We start from the raw sequence: 16,388 nt of genomic DNA on the forward strand, positions 1-16,388 counted from the left end.
AGACCGGAGCCTATATCGGCGAGGATGATGTCATCCGCATCGAGGACGATTATAAAAGGCAATAAAATTGCCGCCAGCGCCGAAGGTTTGGAGAAGGTGAGGCGGATAGTTGTTCGGCTCGCCTTTTCGGCTCAGGCGATCAGCGCGTTCACGCAATGGGCAAGGGCATGGGAAAGCATCGCCGCCTCCAGCCCCCGACGCCAGAACAGCCATCCGAACAGCAGGCCGGGAATGAAATTGGTGAGCAGGACTGCAAGGATCAGCGCCGCTTGCGGCTGAGCGACAATCGCAAACAGAAACGGCAGATGACCTGAGGCGAAGAGTGCCGCCGCCATAAGGATGGCGGCCCACAAAATCACCGGTCGAATCTGTCCTCTTCCTGTCATGCGCCAGAACGCCCAGGCGAAAAACGACATCAGGCCCCATCGGGTCAATAGCTCTTCCGTGATCCCGCCATAGAGAATCCGGGTCGCCATTGGGACATTAAAAGCGGTCATTTTTGTCATGGTGGCCGCATCCGCGACCGATGGCAGGATCACCGATGAATAGGCGATCATCAGCAGGCCGACGGCAATGCCCACCATGAGCGCGGGCGGCACCTGTGTTCGCAGAACCGCTCGCGGGTTGCCGCCCGTCAGCAAGCTGTCGACCAAGGGCGCGTCAAGTCCGAGTTTTGCGGCCAGAGCCTGACCGGTTGCAACCGCCGCAATGGTCAGCATTGCCGGCTGGATGAGGATCAGCAGGCGCATTCCGAATGAAAGTTGCTGTCCCGGTACAAGCTGCTCAAATGTCGCCAATAAAAGCGATGCGACGCCGGCCAGTCCGATGACCAAAAGAATATGCCAGCGCTTCATGGTCTCTTCACCTGTTTTCCTCGCTGCGAAGTTTTATAAGCGACTGGCATTGCGTGTGGATTACGCAGCGCAATCCCCTATGTCGCAAGCTTATCCGGCGCATTTTCCAATCGTTCGAAATGCCTCCTGAGGGCGCTGTGAGATTCGTATTTTAGGCGGTTGCCTAATCAAAAATCTTCGCATACGTTCCAACTGCAACGTTTCAGTGAGGGAGGAGACTCATGCGAATGCGTGTTATTTCTGCGGCTTTTCTGGCCAGCGTCATGATTCCGGCGGGTATCGCCGGGGCCACCGATCTTGAGGTGACCCATTGGTGGACATCGGGCGGCGAAGCCGCAGCGGTGGCCGAACTGGCCAAGGCTTTCGACGCAACCGGTAACAAATGGGTGGATGGCGCGATTGCCGGTTCGGGCGGCACGGCCCGTCCGATCATGATCAGTCGTATCACCGGCGGCGACCCGATGGGCGCGACCCAGTTCAACCACGGCCGTCAGGCGGAAGAGCTTGTTCAGGCAGGCCTGATGCGCGACCTGTCCGATGTCGCCGCAAAGGGCAACTGGAAAGACGTCATCAAGCCGGCAAGCCTGCTCGACAGCTGCACCATCGACGGCAAGATTTACTGCGCTCCGGTCAACATCCATTCCTGGCAATGGCTGTGGCTTTCCAATGAAGCCTTCAAGAAGGCGGGCGTCGAAGTTCCGAAGAACTGGACGGAATTCGTTGCCGCCGCGCCGGCGCTGAAAAAGGCCGGCATCCAGCCGCTCGCGCTCGGTGGACAGGCATGGCAGGCCAACGGCCTGTTCGACACGCTGACGCTTTCGATTGGTGGCAAGGACCTCTATCAGAAGGTCTATGGCGACAAGGATGCCGAAGCGGCAGCCGGGCCTGAGATGGCGAAGATTTTCGCAGCGGCCGTCGAGGCGCGCGACATGGCCAAGGGCACCAATGTTCAGGACTGGAACCAGGCCACCAACATGGTCATCACCGGCAAGGCCGGCGGCCAGATCATGGGTGACTGGGCGCAGGGTGAATTCCAGCTTGCCAATCAGAAGGCCGGCACGGATTACACCTGCCTGCCGGGTCTCGGCCTCAACGACTATATCACCACCGGCGGCGACGCTTTCTATTTCCCGCTCCTGAAGGATGAGGCGAAATCCAAGGCGCAGGATGTGCTGGCCGAAACCATCGTCGATCCGAAAACCCAGGTTGCCTTCAACCTCAAGAAGGGTTCGTTGCCGATCCGTGGCGACGTCGATCTCAACGCCGCCAATGACTGCATGAAGAAGGGTCTCGAAATTCTGGCCAAGGGCAATGCGCTGACCAGCACCGACCAGCTGATTTCCGCCGATACGCAGAAACAGAAGGAAGACCTGATGGCGGAATTCTTCGCGGGCTCGATGTCGGCGGAAGACGGGCAGAAGCGCTTCGCGGACATTATCGGTTCGGCGGACTGAGTGTGATCTCTCCGGGTGGGAAAGCGGTTCGCCGCTTTCCTTTCCAGCGTCCTGCCTGTGCAACAATCACCAGCACGGGCAGGGGTTTCATGCGGTGAGGCTTTTGCCTGACCGTTGACTGTAACGTTACAGGAGGAGGTAACATGGCAGGTCAAGCGCGCTCGGGGCGTCCCAACCAGCTTTTCCGCAATCTCAATTCCAAGATTGCCTCCATTCCCATGATACTGACCGCCATGGTGATCTTCCTCGGCGGAACGATCTGGACGGTGGTTTATTCCTTCACCAATTCAAAGCTTTTGCCGCGCGCGAGCTTCATCGGTTTCGATCAATATGAGCGTTTGTGGGCAGCACCACGCTGGATCGTGTCCATCCAGAATCTGGCGATCTACGGCGTGCTGTCGCTGATCTTCAGCCTCGTCATCGGCTTCGTGCTGGCGGCGCTGATGGATCAGAAAATCCGTTTCGAAAACACCTTCCGCACCATTTTCCTCTATCCTTTCGCCCTGTCCTTCATTGTCACAGGCCTCGTCTGGCAATGGCTGCTGAACCCGGAATTCGGCATCCAGTCCGTGGTTCGCTCGATGGGCTGGGAAAGCTTCACCTTCGATCCGCTCTATAATTCGCAGATCGTCATCTACGGCATCCTCATTGCGGCGCTCTGGCAGGGCACGGGGCTCGTCATGTGCCTGATGCTGGCCGGTCTTCGCGGTATCGACGAGGACATCTGGAAGGCGACGCGTGTTGACGGCATTCCGATGTGGAAGACCTATATCCTCATCATCATTCCCATGATGCGGCCGGTCTTCATCACCACGCTGGTCATCATCGCCAGCGGCATCGTCAAGGTCTACGATCTGGTGGTGGCGCAGACCAGCGGCGGGCCGGGCATCGCGTCCGAAGTGCCGGCGAAATATGTCTATGACTACATGTTCCAGGCACAGAATCTGGGGCAGGGCTTTGCCGCCTCGACCATGATGCTTCTGACTGTCGCCATTATCATCATTCCATGGGCCTACCTCGAATTCGGAGGCAAGAAGCGTGGCTAATATCAGCACATTAAACACGGTCGTGGCCGCCACCGATGCGGTTGCCCAGGACCTTTCCGGCCCGCGCGGCAGGAAGCCGAGGAAAACCTTTTCGCGCCGCAACATCATTCTTTATGGCACGCTGTTCGTGGCTGCCGCCTATTATCTACTGCCGCTTTACGTGATGGTCGTCACCTCGCTGAAGGGCATGCCGGAAATCCGGCTCGGCAACATCTTCGCGCCGCCGGTGGAAATCACTTTCGAACCCTGGGTGAAGGCCTGGGCCAATGCCTGCACGGGCTTGAACTGCGACGGGCTTTCACGCGGCTTCTGGAATTCGGTGCGCATCCTCGTGCCTTCGGTGGTGATCTCGATCGTCGTCGCCTCCGTCAGCGGCTACGCCATGGCGAACTGGAAGTTCAAGGGATCGGAACTGTTCTTCTCCATCCTCATCATCGGCGCTTTCATACCCTATCAGGTGATGATCTATCCGATCGTCATCGTGCTGCGCGAAATGGGTGTCTATGGCACGCTGACCGGCCTCGTCATTGTGCACACCATTTTCGGCATGCCGATCCTGACGCTGCTGTTCCGTAACTACTTCACCTCTCTGCCGGAGGAATTGTTCAAGGCGGCGCGCATTGATGGCGCCAATTTCTGGCAGATTTATTTCCGCATCATGCTGCCCATGTCGCTGCCGATCTTCGTCGTGGCGATGATCCTGCAGGTGACCGGCATCTGGAACGACTTCCTGTTCGGCGTGGTGTTCACGCGGCCGGAATATTACCCGATGACGGTGCAGCTCAATAATATCGTCAACTCCGTGCAGGGCGTGAAGGAATACAACGTCAACATGGCCGCCACGCTTCTGACCGGGGCTGTGCCGCTGATCGTCTATTTCGTCTCCGGCAGACTTTTCGTCCGCGGCATTGCCGCAGGCGCAGTAAAAGGTTGAGCTATATGAACAAAAGCGTTTCCATTCGCGATCTTTCCCTGTCCTTCGGTGCCGTCACCGTGCTGAAAGACCTCAATCTCGATATTTACGATGGCGAATTCCTCGTGCTGCTCGGCTCTTCCGGCTGCGGCAAGTCGACCCTTCTCAATTGCATCGCGGGTCTTCTGGAGCCGACCGACGGGCAAATCTTCATCAAGGACCGCAACGTCACCTGGGAGGAGCCGAAGGATCGCGGCATCGGCATGGTGTTCCAGTCCTATGCGCTTTATCCGCAGATGACCGTTGAGAAGAACCTGTCCTTCGGCCTTCAGGTCGCTAAAGTGCCGAAAGAGGAGATCGACCGGCGTGTGAAAAGAGCGGCTGGCATACTCCAGATCGAGCCGCTGCTGAAACGCAAGCCCGCCGAGCTTTCTGGCGGCCAGCGCCAGCGTGTGGCCATCGGCCGGGCGCTGGTGCGGGATGTGGATGTGTTCCTGTTCGACGAGCCGCTCTCCAACCTCGATGCCAAGCTGCGCTCGGAACTGCGCGTCGAAATCAAGCGGCTGCACCAGTCGCTGAAGAACACCATGATCTATGTGACGCATGACCAGATCGAGGCGCTGACGCTGGCGGACCGCATCGCCATCATGAAAAGCGGTGTCATCCAGCAGCTGGCCGATCCCGTCACCATCTACAACAAGCCGCGAAACCTCTTCGTTGCCGGTTTCATCGGCTCGCCCTCGATGAATTTCCTGCGCGGCGAGTTGATCGAAAAAGACGGCAAGGTGGTTTTCACCACCAATGGCGTGACTTTCGCGCTGGATGGCTATCATGCGGAAACGCCGCTCGCCGCGGGCCGTGCCGTGGTGCTGGGCGTGCGCCCCGAACATGTGCGCGTCGATGCCGATATCGTTGGCGGCGAAGTGCATGAGGCGATTGTCGATATCGAGGAACCGATGGGTGCGGACAATCTGATCTGGCTGAAACATGCCGGGCATACCATGTCCGTGCGTGTCGGCGGCCACAGGCGGTTTTCACCCGGCACCAAGGTGCGCCTCGGCCTCGACATGACCATGGCCTCACTGTTCGACGCGCAAAGCGAGGACCGGCTCTAGAACAGCTTCGATTTACCCCCACACACAATCCCAAGACCCAGATCTCTATGGAGGAGACAATGACAGAACTCGGTTTCCAGCTTTACAGCGCCCGTAATTTCCAGCCTTTTTCCAACATTCTGAAGAAGCTTTCGGCGGCGGGTTATAAACATGTCGAAGGTTATGGCGCGATGTACGCTTCGCTGGATGACGCCGGTTTGAAAGGCCTGCGCGCCGAACTCGACGCCAACGGCCTTGCCATGCCGACCGGTCATTTCGGCCTCGACCTTCTGGAAGGCGATCCGAAAAAGGCGCTGAACATCGCGAAAGTTCTGGGCGTGGAGGCGATCTATTGCCCTTATCTGATGCCTGACCAGCGCCCGACAGATGCCGCGGGCTGGTTCGCTTTCGGCAAGCGCCTGCAGGAGGCTGGCAAGCCTTTCGTCGATGCCGGGCTGACCTTCGGCTGGCATAACCACGATTTCGAGTTCAAGACGCTTGCCGACGGTTCCACCCCACAGGAGCAGATTTTTGCCGGCGGCCCGGATTTGAAATGGGAGGCGGATATTGCCTGGATCATCAGAGGCAATGCCGATCCGCTCGCCTGGATCGAAAGCTATGGCAAACGCATTACTGCGGTACATGTGAAGGACATCGCACCAGCAGGCGAGAATGCGGATGAGGATGGCTGGGCCGATGTCGGCCATGGGACCGTGGACTGGAAGGGCCTCGTCGCGGCGCTGAAGGCTAAATCCGTCACGAAACATTTTGTGGTCGAGCACGACAACCCGAAGGATATCGACCGGCTGATCACCCGCTCGATCGCATCTTTCAAAACCTACTAAGTTTCAATTTTCGGAGTTTGCATCATGGCCAGGGATCTTGGCGTCGGCATCATCGGATGCGGCAATATCTCGTCTGCTTATTTCTCGCTGGCACCGCTCTTCAAGGGCATCAAGGTGCTTGCCTGCGCCGACCTCAACCGCAATGCGGCGGAGCTGAGGGCGGAAGAATTCGGTGTTGTCGCGCAGTCCATCGAGGAGCTGCTCGCCAACAAGGATATCGACGTGGTGGTGAACCTCACCATTCCCGCCGCGCATTTTCCGGTGTCGAAAGCCGCCCTCGAGGCGGGCAAGCACGTCTATTCGGAAAAGCCGCTGGTGCTTTCGCTGGAGGAAGGCGAGGAGCTGCGGCGCATCGCCCGCGAGAAGAACCTCTCCGTCGGCTGCGCGCCGGATACCTTCCTCGGCGGCGCGCATCAGCTTGCCCGGCAATATATCGATGACGGCAAGGTCGGGCGCATCACCTCCGGCACCTGCCATGTGATGAGCCCCGGCATGGAGATGTGGCACCCGAACCCGGGCTTCTTCTTCCTGAAGGGCGGCGGGCCGATCCTCGATCTCGGTCCCTATTACGTCGCTAATCTCATCAACCTCATCGGACCGGTGAAGCGCGTCGGTGCGCTGACCAGCATGGCGAACCCCACCCGTACGGTGACCAGCCAGCCGCTGAACGGCGAAATCATCCCGGTCGAAACACCGACGAATATCCATGCCCTGCTGGAATTCGTGAACGGCGCGACGATCACGCTTTCGGCGAGCTGGGATGTCTGGTCGCATCGCCACGCCAATATGGAGCTCTATGGCACGGAAGGCTCGATCTACGTGCCGGACCCGAACTTCTTCGGCGGTGTGGTGGAAGCGAGCGGACGGGACAAGAATATCCAGCCGCTGGAAGACTGGGCGCATCCTTTCGGCATCGCCAATCAGGAAAGCCCCAACGGCCCGCGCGCCAATTACCGTACGGCGGGCCTTGCCGATATGGCAATCGCTATTCTGGAAGGGCGTGATGCCCGTTGCTCGCTGGATCGCTCCCTGCACGGTATCGATGTGATGACCTCGATCCTGAAGTCTGGGGAGGAGGGCCGTTTCATCGAAATGACGACGACCTGCACCCAGCCGGCAGCACTCGGTATCGAGGAGGCGCAGGCGCTGCTGCGCTGAGCCCAAAGCCAACGAAAAAAGGCCCGGCGCACTGCCAGTTCGCCGGGCCTTTTCCGCTCAGCCATTTAGTGGCGAGCGTCGCGTGTTCATCAGATTTTCATAGGCCGATAAAAAGACCCAGCCAGCGCGCAACGGTCCTGACCATCCAGATCAGGAACACGAAAGGGGCTATGCCAACGGCCGCGACGAGCGCCGCGGAGGCGACAACGAGCGCTGTGGTGAGATTGCGCCTGAACCGGTGGCGTTTGGTGTCGAGAGCCTTATCCATGGCGAACGGCGGCAACCAGCCCGCGAATGGTGAGCGTGACATAAAGCATGCCTGCCATCGCCATCAGCAGGCCGGTGCAGAGAGAGCTGAGGTTGCTCAGCGAAAACAGAAATGTATCAGCCGCCACCATTGGCAAGACCCTTCAAGAACAGCAGATTTCGCATCGTTCTAGATCGTGCCGGTTTCCCGCATATGTCCCGATTGTTTCGTCTTGTTGCTGCCGCGGGGCATTTTCGTGATGGCGCGGCTTTGCGCGATTTCCGCAAGGCCCTTCACAAGCCCGTCGGTTTGGTTTAAAGCCGCTCCCCGTAATCCGGTCGCAGCCCACCCGGTCAAAACAAGGGATCCCAAATTATGAAAACCATCGTCATCTGCTCCGGCGGATTGGACTCCGTTTCGCTTGCGCATAAAATCGCGGCGGAACACGAACTTCTCGCTCTCGTCTCCTTCGATTATGGCCAGCGCCACAGGAAGGAACTGGAATACGCGGCCGATTGCGCAAGGCGTCTCGGCGTGCCGCATCATGTCATCGATATCAGAACCATCGGCGCCCATCTCACCGGTTCGGCGCTGACCGATGACGTGGAGGTGCCGGATGGGCACTATGCGGAGGAGACCATGCGCTCCACCGTGGTGCCGAACCGCAACGCCATCATGCTCACCATCGCTTTCGGGCTGGCTGCCGCGCAGCAGGCGGATGCTGTGGCGATTGCCGTGCATGGCGGCGATCACTTCATCTACCCCGATTGCCGGCCGGGCTTCATCGACAGTTTCAACGCCATGCAGGCGCATGCGCTTGAAGGTTATGCCGACGTCAAGCTTTTCGCGCCCTATGTCACCGTTTCCAAGGCGGCGATTGTGACCGATGGTGCGAAATACGGCACGCCGTTTGGCGAAACATGGTCCTGTTACAAGGGCGGCTTGCGCCATTGCGGCCGCTGCGGCACCTGCGTGGAACGGCGCGAGGCCTTTCATCTGGCCGGTGTCACCGACCCGACCGACTATGAGGATCCGGATTTCTGGGTGGCGGCCACCCATGCCTATGCGGCGCAGGAGGTGAGCTGATGTTCCGCATCACCAAGGAATTTCACTTCTCCGCCTCGCACCAGCTGAAAAGCCTGCCGTCGGATCATCAGTGCAATCGCCTCCACGGGCATAATTACATTGTTGAGATCGAGCTGGCAGGCGAAGCGCTGAACGAGCACGGTTTCGTGCGCGACTATCACGAACTTGCACCGCTGAAGCGCTATATCGACGATCATTTCGACCACCGCCACCTGAACGACGTTCTCGGCCATGACCGGGTGACGGCGGAATGCCTGGCGAAGCATTTTTATGACTGGTGCAAGGATCGCCTGCCGGAAACGAGCGCCGTGCGCGTCAGCGAAACCGCCAAGACCTGGGCGGAATACCGGCCATGACGGCGGCTGCACACAAGATTGCAGCGAAGGAAACCACGATCCGCATCAGCGAAATCTTCGGTCCGACCATTCAGGGCGAAGGCGTGCTGATCGGTCTGCCGACCGTTTTCGTGCGCACTGGCGGCTGCGATTACCGCTGCTCCTGGTGCGATACGCTGCATGCCGTTGACAGCGAGTACCGCGACACGTGGAAGCCGATGCCGGTCGAGGCGATCTGGCAGGAGGTGCGGCGGCTTTCCGGCGGCGTGCCGCTGACGGTCTCGCTTTCAGGCGGCAACCCGGCCATCCAGCCGCTCGGGGCCTTGATCGCGAAGGGGCAGGGCGAGGGGTATCGCTTCGCGCTGGAAACGCAGGGCAGCATCGCCAAAGACTGGTTTGCTGCTCTCGACCATCTGGTGCTGAGCCCCAAGCCGCCATCGAGCGGCATGGAAACGGACTGGCGGGCCTTCGAAGATTGTCTTGCCGCCGCCGGCGACGGACCGCAGGTGGCGCTGAAGATCGTGGTGTTCGACGATGCGGATTATGCCTATGCCAAGGCGGCATCCGCGCGTTTCCCGCATCTGCCGGTCTATCTCCAGACCGGCAACCATACCCCGCCGCCGCCCGATGACGACGATGCACGTGTGGATATCGATGGGGTGATGGACCGGATGTTGTGGCTGGTGGAGAAGGTGAGCGAAGATCGCTGGTTTTCCGCCCGGGTGCTGCCGCAGCTGCATGTGCTGTTGTGGGGGAATAAGCGGGGGGTGTAGATTGTGCGGAAGGATTAAAATTCCACGTCGTAGTCCACGTCTTTGAGAAAGCGCATAGCGGATTGAGCGAGCGGGTGCCACTTGCTTCTTCTCCCCGCCGGGGAGAAGGTCGCGGCAGCGGGATGAGGGGGCAACGTCAGCGATATTCGGAGAGCTTGCCCCCTCATCCGACCCTTCGGGCCACCTTCTCCCCCTCGGGGAGAAGAATACGCGGCAACGTCGTGCCGCATATTGTCTTTCACATCAGGCCGAAACGGCCAGCTCGCGCCGTTCCCGATCCGCAATGATCGATAGATCGAGCACCTTCTGCAGATTGGCCGCATGACGGAAATCCGGATCGGCGGGGCCGCCTTCCATGACGGATCTGGCGAATTTTTCGTAATTCGTCGGCACCGGGTCGACATCGATGGTCTTCCAGATCGCCTTTTCCACATCCTCGCCGATGCAGGCGCGCAGGCTGGAATAATCCGGCGTGTGGATCACTTCCAATGCGCCCTTGTCGCCATGGATGCGCAGGCGAAGTTCGTTCAGATGCCCCGTCGCCCAGCGGCTGGCATGGATGACGCCCATGGCGCCGTTTTCAAGCTCGGCGGTCATGGTGAAGCTGTCATTGGCATCGAGGTCGTAGACGCCAATTTTATTGCCTTCATATTTGTCGAAGGTCTTCAGCCGCGTGAAGATGCGCTCCACATCGCTGCCCGCGCCATAGGAGGCGAAATCGAGAATGTGGATGCCGACATCGCCCAGCACACCGTTCGAACCATGCTTGGTGGAGAGCCGCCACAGCCACTTGCTCTCCGTCATCCAGTCGCCCCAGGCCTTGGAAACGAGCCAGCTCTGGAGATAGGAGGCTTCGAGATGCCGCACCTTGCCGATCTCGCCTGCCAGCACCATCTCGCGCGCCGCCTGCAAGGGTGCGACATTGCGATAGGTGAGGTTGACCATGGCGACGAGGCCGGCCTTTTCGGCGGCATCGGCCATTTCGGCGGCTTTGGCGTAGTTTTCCGCCAGCGGCTTTTCGCAGAAGACGTGCTTGCCGGCCGCAAGCAGCTTCAGGCTGGTGGGATGGTGGATCGCATCCGGCGTGACATTGGCCGCCGCATCGAATTCACCCCAGGCAATCGCGTCATCCAGCGAGGTGAAGGAGAGCGGAATGTTGTGGCGCAGCGCAAAGCCCCGCACCACCACATCGTCCACATCCACCGCCGCGACGAGTTCGACGCCGGGGATTTCAGAGAAATATGTGGCATGGTTGTTGGCCATGCCGCCGGTTCCGAGAATGAGAAGTCTCATGGCTATTTACCTGTAACCTGCTTCGCCAGCTTTGTGCAGCTTGGGGCCGCGTTCTTCGATAGGCTCCAGAGCCTTGTCGACGGGAACATTGGGGGCGTCGTGAATGCTTTTCAGTGCGCCAACGGGATTATAGGCCCATTTCACCGAGTTGCTGATGACCTTCTGGACATTGGCGTCGTGATAGGTCGGATAGGTCTCGTGGCCGGGGCGGAAATAGAAGATATTGCCTGCACCACGGCGCCAGGTGAGACCGGAACGGAAGACCTCGCCGCCCTGGAACCAGGAGATGAAGACGGTTTCCAGCGGCTCCGGCACGGAAAACTGCTCACCATACATTTCCTCGTTTTCCAGCTCGAAATGTTCCGGCAGGCCGGCGGCGATCGGGTGGCGCGGATTGATGGTCCACAGGCGCTCGCGTTCGCCCGCCTCACGCCATTTCAGCGCGCAGGGCGTGCCCATCAGGCGCTTGAACGGCTTGGAGAAGTGGCCGGAATGCAGGACGATAAGGCCCATGCCTTCCCAGACGCGCTTGGCGACACGCTCGACGATTTCATCCTGAACCGCACCATGGTCCTTGTGGCCCCACCAGACGAGAACGTCGGTCTTGTCGAGGCGCTCCTGCGAAAGCCCGTGTTCCGGCTCCTGCAGCGTGGCGGTGGTGGCGTTGATCTCAGGATTCTGGTTCAGCGCGTCGGCAATGGTGTTGTGCATGCCGTTCGGATAGATCGAACGCACCGTCTCATTGATGTGTTCGTGGATATTTTCGCCCCATACAACGGTGTTGATGGTCATTGTCATGCTCCTCGGTGAAAGCCGGGACCTTGGGTGAGCCCGGCGAAAGTTGAATGTTCAGGCGGCACCCCGGGCAGGGTTGCGGGCAAGCGCCCGGCCCTCGGCGTCGAAACGATGTATCTGCGTTGCATCCGGCGCGATGGCGATGCGTTCACCGGCCGTGCGGCCGGTCACGCCCTCTTCACGAACGACGACGGGTTCACCCGCGCCGATCTCGACATAGATATAGCTGTCCGATCCCAGCATTTCCGAATGCACGATCTCGCCGCTCCAGCCGCTGCCATCGGTGGCGATGGCGATGTGTTCGGGGCGGATGCCGATGGTTTTCGCCCCTTCGGCCTCCGCATATTTACCGGTGAGGAAGTTCATCTTCGGCGAGCCGATGAAGCCGGCGACGAAGGTGTTGACCGGGCTTTCGTAAAGCTCCAGCGGCGTGCCGATCTGCTCGACACGGCCGTCACGCAAGACGCAGATACGGTCGGCGAGTGTCATCGCCTCCACCTGGTCGTGGGTGACGTAGATCATCGTCGTGTCATGCATCGAGCGATGCAGCTTGGCGATTTCGAGACGCGTGGCGACGCGCAATGCCGCATCGAGATTGGACAGGGGTTCGTCGAAGAGGAAGACCTTGGGATCGCGCACGATGGCGCGGCCGATGGCGACACGCTGGCGCTGGCCGCCGGAAAGCTGCTTCGGCAGACGTTCCAGATAGGGCGTGAGCTGCAGCATCTCGGCGGCGGCTTCGACGCGCTTCCTGCGCTGTTCCTTGTCGGCACCTGACAGTTTCATGCCGAAGGCCATGTTTTCGAACACGGTCATATGCGGATAAAGCGCATAGGACTGGAAGACCATGGCGACGCCACGCTTGGCGGGCGGCAGGCGGTTCACCGTCTCGCTGTCGAAGGAAAGCGTGCCACTGGAAATTTCCTCCAGCCCGCAGATGAGGCGCAAAAGCGTGGACTTGCCGCAGCCGGAGGGGCCGACGAAGACCATGAATTCGCCGGAGCGGATGTCCATGTCGATGCCCTTGATGACATCGAAGGCGCCGAAGGATTTGCGAAGATCGCGCAGTTGAATGGTGGTCATTTGGTTTCTCCTAGCCTTTGACGCCGCCGGCGGTGAGGCCGGAAATGATGCGTCGCTGGAAGATCAGAACGAGGACGACGAGGGGTGCGGTGACGATGACGGACGCGGCCATGATCGTTCCCCAGGGGATTTCGAACTGCGAGCCGCCCGACAGGAGCGCGATGGCGACAGGCACCGTGCGCTGCTCGTTCGATGAGGTGAAGGTAAGTGCGAAGAGGAATTCGTTCCACGCCGCGATGAAGGCGAGAAGCCCTGTCGTGACGAGTGCGGGCCACATCAGCGGCATGAAGACCTGGGTGATGATGACCCACGGCGTTGCACCATCGACGATAGCCGCTTCCTCGATCTCGATCGGCAGGTCGCGCATGAAGGTTGTCAGTACCCAGACCGTGAAGGGCAGGGTAAAGATCATGTAGGAAAAGATCAGCGCCAGCGGCGTGTTGAAGATGCCCGCCCAGCGGATCAGTTCGAACAGGCCGGCGAGAACGGCGATCTGCGGGAACATCGAAACCGACAGGATGGTGAGCAGAAGCAGCGCGCGACCCCGGAAGCGGACGCGGGCCAGGGCATAGGACGCCGTTACCGCAAGGAACAGCGACAATATGACGACCGAAGATGCAACGAACAGCGAGTTGCCGAGATTGCGCAGGAATGTGCCGTTGCCGATGACGAAGCTGTAATTGGTCAGCGAGAAATCACGCGGCCAATAATTGACCTGGAACAGCGCCGAGCCGGATTTCAGGCTCGTCAGGATCGCATAATAAAACGGGAATACCGAAATCACCATGATGATGGCGACCAGCGCATAAAAAGCGGTGGTTTTCAGGATGCTTGGCAGGGTCATCGCGCGGCTCCATCGGTGTTGACGCGCCCGAGCCACATGTAGATGACGGTGATCGAGGCGATGATGAGGAACAGCATGGTGGAGGCTGCAGCACCGTAGGAGAACTTGTCGAAATCGAACAGGTTCTCACGCGCCAGCACCGACATGGTGCGGGTCTGGGCGTTGTTGGGCGTCAGGATATAGATGAGATCGAAGACGCGCATCGCATCCAGCATGCGAAAGATGACGGCGACCATGAGGGCCGGGCGGATCATCGGCAAAGTGACGCGGAAGAACACCTTGACGGGATGAATGCCGTCCACCTTTGCCGCCTCATACATGTCCTTCGGCACCATTTGCAGGCCGGCGAGAATGAGCAGCGCCATGAAGGGCGTTGTCTTCCAGATATCGACGATCAGCACGGCGATCATCGCGGTCTCGGGATTGGCCGTCCAGGCAATCTTGCTGGAGATCAGCCCGAGATTGAGGAACAGGTCGTTCAATATGCCGAACTGGTCATTCAGCATCCATGCCCACATCTGCGCCGAAACGATGGTGGGAATGGCCCAGGGCACGAGGATCGCGGCGCGCACGAGGCCACGTCCCTTGAATTCGGCATTCAGCACCAGCGCGACGATGAGGCCGAGCACGGTTTCGAAGCTGACGGAAAGGATGGTGAATTTGAGCGTGTTGAGAACTGCGCCCCACCATGCGGGATCGGCAAGCAGGCCGCGATAGATGGTGCGGCCGCTGCTGAGCGTGATCCAGGTGAGGTAGTTCTTGAGGCCGACGAACTGCGCCCCGTCGAGATTGGTGAGCGAGGCGTCGGTGAGGCTGAACCACACGGTGCGCACCAGCGGCCAGCCCGCCACCAGCGCCAGCACCAGAAATGTGGGGGCAAGAAACAGCCAGGCGGATTTCAGTCGTTCCGACTGCAGGTCGGAGCCGGTGCCGGATGCCGCGACCGGTCTTTGAAGGGCAATGTCGTTCATGGGGATATCTCGCGGTTGGGGCGCGGGAGACGATCAGGCGAGACCGCCTCCCGCGCGGGCCGGATTACCAGCCGTTGCCTTTGAGATCGGTCAGTTCAACCTCGAGAAGTTCGAGATTTTCAGCCGCCGTGCCGTTGCCGGAGAGCGTGTTGTGCACGGCGCCCCAGAACTTGGCGGAAACCTCGTTATACTTCACCTTCGCCGAGGCGGAAGGACGGGGAACGGCGGTCTGGAAGATCGGCTTCCATGTCGGCATGAAGGGCTGCGCGGCGGCGACATCCTTGTCGTCGTAGAGGGATGCGATCGTCGGCATGTTGGAGAGCTGGATCGCGCGCAGCTTCTGGGTGTCTTTCGACGCCAGGAATTTCACGAGCTGAATGGCCGCTTCCTGATCGTCGGAATATTTCGAAACGGCGAGGTTCCAGCCGCCGAGTGTCGAAGCAGGGGCTTCGCCTTCCGCGCCAGCTGGCAGCGGGGTGACGCCGAACTTGCCCTTGATGGCGCTGTCGTCGCCATTACCCAGTGCATATGCATAAGGCCAGTTGCGCATGAAGACGGAATTGCCGGTTTGCCAGACGCCGCGCGCTTCCTCTTCCTTATAAGCGAGTACGCCCTGCGGCGCGATGGTGCCGACCCAGCCCTTGGCGGTTTCGATGGCGGCTGCGGCCTTCTCATTGTTGACGGAGATATCGCCGTTGGTCTCGACAATATGGCCGCCGCCGGCGGAAGCGATCCATTCCAGCGCGTTGCAGGTCAGGCCCTCATAGGCGCTGCCCTGGAAAACGAAGCCCCAGAGGTCCTTCTGTCCGCCTTCGCGCTCCTTGTCCTGGATTTCCTTGGCGGTCTCGCTCAGTTCCTTCCAGGTCTTCGGCGGCTGCTTGCCATATTTTTCCAGAAGGTCCTTGCGGTAGAAAAGCGCCGGCGCGTCGGTGAACATCGGCATGGCAACGAGCTTGCCGTCAACCGTCTGCGAGGCGACGATGGAAGGGAAATGATCGCCGATGACATCCTTTGTCGCTGCGGTCAGATCCACGAACTGGTCGGCCAGTTGCGGCGCCCAGATCACGTCCGTCTGGTAGACGTCGACATCCTTGTTGCCGGCGGCAAGCCACAGCCGGTACTGGCTGAACTGTTCGCTGGACGATGACGGCATGGTGACGAGATTGACCTTGTGACCGGTCTCTTTCTCGAAAGCGGCGATCCGTTCGCGGAAGAACGCGACGTTCTTGCCGGTCGAATTGGCGGCGATGGAAAGCTCGGCCGCCTCAGCCGAAACGGCGGCGGAAAACGCCGCTCCGCACAGGAACAAAGTCTTCATGGAAATATTCATTGTCAAACTCCTCCGTTGACGCTTCCGATTGTCCTCAAAATTGAAAGCGCTTTTGACTGACGCGAGGCTCTCAAAAGCCGAGCAATCTGTCAATACTCTTTCTAATCCCCCGGAAATCGGCTGTTTTCGCCTGCAATTTTTCGGCGTTTGCCTTTGGGAATGATCAACTGTAAGGTTTCAGGTGGAGGAAAATTGAAATCGTTTTCAATTTTTGTCGGCTTGAAAAATCCGCGGCGGCGACGCATGCAGGGGCAAATTGGCAAAAAA

The 16,388-nt window shown here is 59.6% G+C and carries 18 protein-coding genes; 9 read left to right on the top strand and 9 right to left on the bottom strand.

Features of this window, described 5'->3' with window-relative positions:
* Window positions 1-131 precede the first annotated feature (131 nt).
* On the bottom strand, window positions 132-854 hold the full coding sequence (locus tag L901_RS15975; protein WP_059758541.1) for a CPBP family intramembrane glutamic endopeptidase: 723 nt from the start codon (window positions 852-854) through the stop codon (window positions 132-134).
* Between the two features lie 221 nt (window positions 855-1,075).
* On the opposite strand from L901_RS15975, the gene L901_RS15980 reads away from it, so the two are divergent.
* The 6 genes from L901_RS15980 (at window position 1,076) to L901_RS16005 (ending at window position 7,364) form a co-directional block, all read left to right on the top strand.
* Window positions 1,076-2,308, top strand: a complete 1,233-nt coding sequence (locus L901_RS15980; RefSeq protein WP_059758544.1) for an ABC transporter substrate-binding protein — start codon at window positions 1,076-1,078, stop codon at window positions 2,306-2,308.
* Window positions 2,309-2,451: 143 nt separating this feature from the next.
* Window positions 2,452-3,354, top strand: a complete 903-nt coding sequence (locus L901_RS15985; protein ID WP_059758547.1) for a carbohydrate ABC transporter permease — start codon at window positions 2,452-2,454, stop codon at window positions 3,352-3,354.
* Window positions 3,347-4,288, top strand: coding sequence for a carbohydrate ABC transporter permease (locus tag L901_RS15990; RefSeq protein WP_059758550.1), 942 nt, complete (start codon window positions 3,347-3,349; stop codon window positions 4,286-4,288). The genes L901_RS15985 and L901_RS15990 overlap by 8 nt, the downstream gene beginning before the upstream one ends.
* Before the next feature lie 5 nt (window positions 4,289-4,293).
* Window positions 4,294-5,382 (top strand): ABC transporter ATP-binding protein, encoded by a 1,089-nt coding sequence (locus L901_RS15995; RefSeq protein WP_059758596.1) that lies wholly within the window; start codon window positions 4,294-4,296, stop codon window positions 5,380-5,382.
* Between the two features lie 59 nt (window positions 5,383-5,441).
* Window positions 5,442-6,206 (top strand): sugar phosphate isomerase/epimerase, encoded by a 765-nt coding sequence (locus L901_RS16000; RefSeq protein ID WP_059758553.1) that lies wholly within the window; start codon window positions 5,442-5,444, stop codon window positions 6,204-6,206.
* A 24-nt stretch (window positions 6,207-6,230) separates the two neighbouring features.
* Entirely contained in the window at window positions 6,231-7,364 is a 1,134-nt protein-coding gene (locus tag L901_RS16005; RefSeq protein ID WP_059758555.1) for a Gfo/Idh/MocA family protein, read from the top strand.
* A 97-nt stretch (window positions 7,365-7,461) separates the two neighbouring features.
* Here L901_RS16005 and L901_RS27445 read toward each other — a convergent pair whose 3' ends face one another.
* A complete protein-coding gene (locus L901_RS27445) occupies window positions 7,462-7,632 on the bottom strand; it encodes a hypothetical protein (RefSeq protein WP_183044106.1) in 171 nt (56 codons plus the stop codon).
* Window positions 7,625-7,762 (bottom strand): hypothetical protein, encoded by a 138-nt coding sequence (locus tag L901_RS27450; protein ID WP_183044107.1) that lies wholly within the window; start codon window positions 7,760-7,762, stop codon window positions 7,625-7,627. Before L901_RS27450 ends, L901_RS27445 begins: the two co-directional genes overlap by 8 nt.
* Window positions 7,763-7,986: 224 nt before the next feature.
* On the opposite strand from L901_RS27450, the gene queC reads away from it, so the two are divergent.
* Genes queC through queE form a run of 3 tightly spaced genes read left to right on the top strand, consistent with a single transcriptional unit; the run spans window position 7,987 to window position 9,805 of the window.
* Entirely contained in the window at window positions 7,987-8,697 is a 711-nt protein-coding gene (queC, locus tag L901_RS16010) for a 7-cyano-7-deazaguanine synthase QueC (RefSeq protein ID WP_059758558.1), read from the top strand.
* Window positions 8,697-9,053: a 6-carboxytetrahydropterin synthase QueD gene (queD, locus tag L901_RS16015; RefSeq protein WP_020811477.1), complete on the top strand. Its 357-nt coding sequence runs from the start codon at window positions 8,697-8,699 to the stop codon at window positions 9,051-9,053. Before queC ends, queD begins: the two co-directional genes overlap by 1 nt.
* Window positions 9,050-9,805 (top strand): 7-carboxy-7-deazaguanine synthase QueE, encoded by a 756-nt coding sequence (queE, locus tag L901_RS16020; RefSeq protein WP_020811478.1) that lies wholly within the window; start codon window positions 9,050-9,052, stop codon window positions 9,803-9,805. Before queD ends, queE begins: the two co-directional genes overlap by 4 nt.
* 243 nt (window positions 9,806-10,048) lie before the next feature.
* On the opposite strand, the gene L901_RS16025 is transcribed toward queE, so the two are convergent.
* The 6 genes from L901_RS16025 to L901_RS16050 all read right to left on the bottom strand — a co-directional run bounded on the left by L901_RS16025 (window position 10,049) and on the right by L901_RS16050 (window position 16,121).
* Window positions 10,049-11,098: a Gfo/Idh/MocA family protein gene (locus L901_RS16025; protein ID WP_059758561.1), complete on the bottom strand. Its 1,050-nt coding sequence runs from the start codon at window positions 11,096-11,098 to the stop codon at window positions 10,049-10,051.
* Between the two features lie 6 nt (window positions 11,099-11,104).
* Window positions 11,105-11,890 carry a ThuA domain-containing protein gene (locus tag L901_RS16030; RefSeq protein ID WP_046801358.1) on the bottom strand — a complete coding sequence of 262 codons (786 nt, stop codon included), beginning with the start codon at window positions 11,888-11,890 and terminating at the stop codon, window positions 11,105-11,107.
* A gap of 57 nt (window positions 11,891-11,947) precedes the next feature.
* A complete protein-coding gene (locus L901_RS16035; RefSeq protein WP_059758563.1) occupies window positions 11,948-12,976 on the bottom strand; it encodes an ABC transporter ATP-binding protein in 1,029 nt (342 codons plus the stop codon).
* A 10-nt stretch (window positions 12,977-12,986) separates the two neighbouring features.
* Window positions 12,987-13,820: a carbohydrate ABC transporter permease gene (locus L901_RS16040; protein WP_003523786.1), complete on the bottom strand. Its 834-nt coding sequence runs from the start codon at window positions 13,818-13,820 to the stop codon at window positions 12,987-12,989.
* Window positions 13,817-14,791: a carbohydrate ABC transporter permease gene (locus L901_RS16045; protein WP_059758565.1), complete on the bottom strand. Its 975-nt coding sequence runs from the start codon at window positions 14,789-14,791 to the stop codon at window positions 13,817-13,819. Before L901_RS16045 ends, L901_RS16040 begins: the two co-directional genes overlap by 4 nt.
* Window positions 14,792-14,855: 64 nt before the next feature.
* On the bottom strand, window positions 14,856-16,121 hold the full coding sequence (locus L901_RS16050; protein ID WP_059758568.1) for an ABC transporter substrate-binding protein: 1,266 nt from the start codon (window positions 16,119-16,121) through the stop codon (window positions 14,856-14,858).
* Window positions 16,122-16,388: the final 267 nt, after the last annotated feature.

Source organism: Agrobacterium sp. D14, from assembly GCF_001526505.1.
Classification (GTDB): domain Bacteria; phylum Pseudomonadota; class Alphaproteobacteria; order Rhizobiales; family Rhizobiaceae; genus Agrobacterium; species Agrobacterium leguminum.

Coding starts and splice junctions, on each gene's coding strand:
- L901_RS15975 (WP_059758541.1), bottom strand. CDS start 854: ATGAAGCGCTGGCATATTCTTTTGGTCATCGGACTGGCCGGCGTCGCA.
- L901_RS15980 (WP_059758544.1), top strand. CDS start 1,076: ATGCGAATGCGTGTTATTTCTGCGGCTTTTCTGGCCAGCGTCATGATT.
- L901_RS15985 (WP_059758547.1), top strand. CDS start 2,452: ATGGCAGGTCAAGCGCGCTCGGGGCGTCCCAACCAGCTTTTCCGCAAT.
- L901_RS15995 (WP_059758596.1), top strand. CDS start 4,294: ATGAACAAAAGCGTTTCCATTCGCGATCTTTCCCTGTCCTTCGGTGCC.
- L901_RS16000 (WP_059758553.1), top strand. CDS start 5,442: ATGACAGAACTCGGTTTCCAGCTTTACAGCGCCCGTAATTTCCAGCCT.
- L901_RS16005 (WP_059758555.1), top strand. CDS start 6,231: ATGGCCAGGGATCTTGGCGTCGGCATCATCGGATGCGGCAATATCTCG.
- L901_RS27445 (WP_183044106.1), bottom strand. CDS start 7,632: ATGGATAAGGCTCTCGACACCAAACGCCACCGGTTCAGGCGCAATCTC.
- L901_RS27450 (WP_183044107.1), bottom strand. CDS start 7,762: ATGGTGGCGGCTGATACATTTCTGTTTTCGCTGAGCAACCTCAGCTCT.
- queC (WP_059758558.1), top strand. CDS start 7,987: ATGAAAACCATCGTCATCTGCTCCGGCGGATTGGACTCCGTTTCGCTT.
- queD (WP_020811477.1), top strand. CDS start 8,697: ATGTTCCGCATCACCAAGGAATTTCACTTCTCCGCCTCGCACCAGCTG.
- queE (WP_020811478.1), top strand. CDS start 9,050: ATGACGGCGGCTGCACACAAGATTGCAGCGAAGGAAACCACGATCCGC.
- L901_RS16025 (WP_059758561.1), bottom strand. CDS start 11,098: ATGAGACTTCTCATTCTCGGAACCGGCGGCATGGCCAACAACCATGCC.
- L901_RS16030 (WP_046801358.1), bottom strand. CDS start 11,890: ATGACCATCAACACCGTTGTATGGGGCGAAAATATCCACGAACACATC.
- L901_RS16035 (WP_059758563.1), bottom strand. CDS start 12,976: ATGACCACCATTCAACTGCGCGATCTTCGCAAATCCTTCGGCGCCTTC.
- L901_RS16040 (WP_003523786.1), bottom strand. CDS start 13,820: ATGACCCTGCCAAGCATCCTGAAAACCACCGCTTTTTATGCGCTGGTC.
- L901_RS16045 (WP_059758565.1), bottom strand. CDS start 14,791: ATGAACGACATTGCCCTTCAAAGACCGGTCGCGGCATCCGGCACCGGC.
- L901_RS16050 (WP_059758568.1), bottom strand. CDS start 16,121: ATGAATATTTCCATGAAGACTTTGTTCCTGTGCGGAGCGGCGTTTTCC.